The sequence below is a fragment of the Mesobacillus sp. genome, assembly GCF_049588175.1.
Taxonomy (GTDB): Bacteria; Bacillota; Bacilli; order Bacillales; family Cytobacillaceae; genus Mesobacillus.
On the sequence record NZ_JBAVFI010000019.1, the window covers coordinates 1 to 1,656 of the forward strand.

Here is a 1,656-nt window from a genome sequence, read left to right on the forward strand (position 1 = left end):
GAAGTACTCGACCTTCGCTATCCTGAACAGATGGTGTATAAGGATGGCGAAGTATGGATGAATGATGATGGAACAAAAGCGCTATAAGGAAATATGGAAGGCTGTGCAGTTCCACCCCTTATTCCAGGGGGTGGAGGAAAGCACAGCCCTTTCCCTTGTCGAGGAATGTGAAGCGTTAATTTTTCAAAAAAGAGAAATCATGCTCCAGGCTGATACTCCGCGCCAGGGGCTTTTGCTAGTTTTACAGGGAATTGCAGAAGTATTTGTGAAAAATGCTGCCGGACAGGATGAAGTGCTCGAGGTCATTCAAAAAGGAGAGATTGTCGGGTTTTCGAGCCTCGCAAACTTCCTTGGTTTGGAAAAAGCAGATAAACCCCAGGCGACAGTCGAGGTAAGGGCGGTTGAAGATGTCCATGCGCTGCTCATCCCTTATGCCGTATTGGCAAAAAGATGGAGTGACCAGAATGTTCATGACTATTTGCTGACCCAGGTATCCATCAGGCTGAAGGATGTGTACGGATCGCTTGCAGAACAGGTGAAACTGGCAAAAGGAATGGCTGAAGGTGAAACAATCCTCACGAGAGTCCAGGACCTTATGTCGGAAAAAGTAGTATCCGTGGCTCCGGAAACAACCATCCAGGAGGCAGCTCGAAAAATGGCTGAGGGCAGAACGAGTTCTGTGCTTGTGATAGAAGGAAATGATCTGAAAGGAATCATCACGGAGCGTGACATTGTCGGAAGAGTCGTCGCCAAGGGGTTAAGCTATGACGGGCCATCAAAATTGGTCATGACCGCAAATCCAGTCACGATTTCAAGGTTCGCCTATTATTACGATGCGATCTCTGAGATTCTTTTAAAAGGGATCAAGCACCTGCCAGTCGTTGATGACGGCGAGATATCCGGAATTGTTACTTTTACCGACTTGCACCGGAAAAAGAATGACAGCGTGATGAAGACAATCAAAAAAATTGAGCGGTCAGATGTAGCAAGCCTGTCAGAAGTGAAAGCAGCCATTTATGAAATAACCGATACGCTGCTCCGGGACCGAGTGCCAGTGTTTGCCTTGCTAGAAATCATCACCAGACTTTATGACCGATTGATTGGCCGGGCAGTAGAATTATCAGTTGATGCGCTCCGCAAACAAGGCCTCACGCCGCCCGTACCGTTTGCCTTTTACTTAATGGGTTCAAGCGGCCGCGGTGAACAATTCATGCTGACAGATCAGGACCACTTCCTGGTCTATGGTGAAACAAGTGACCACACCTTTTTTGAAAAACTGGGAAAGGAAATCACCTCTACGCTTGAAAAAGCGGGTTACGCCCGCTGTAAGGGCTTGATGATGGCAAGCGAGCCGCAATGGAGGGGGACCGTTCTGCAATGGCAGGACCGAGTCAGGAAGTGGATGCTCCAGTCAACAAATGAGAACCTGCTGCTTGCACAAAACTTTTTCTCGTATCGGTTTGCTGCCGGAAGCGCTGAGATGAATGGGGAATTCGAGGGAAAAATACTTGAGCTTCTGGAACGCTCCAAAATCTTTTTATACCGGATGGTCCAGGCGGAGAGGGAGCAGGAAATCCCGACGCTTGATGAACCAATCAAGGCGCTGTTTAAATTGGGCCGCAAGAGCATTGATATGAAAAAAGAAATCTTATTCCC

1 protein-coding gene is annotated in these 1,656 nt (G+C 48.0%); it reads left to right on the plus strand.

Translation table 11 applies throughout. The annotated features are described in order from the left end of the window. Positions 1-67 precede the first annotated feature (67 nt). Positions 68-1,656: DUF294 nucleotidyltransferase-like domain-containing protein (locus WB217_RS00400; protein ID WP_423989587.1), on the plus strand; the 1,589-nt coding region annotated here is incomplete at its 3' end.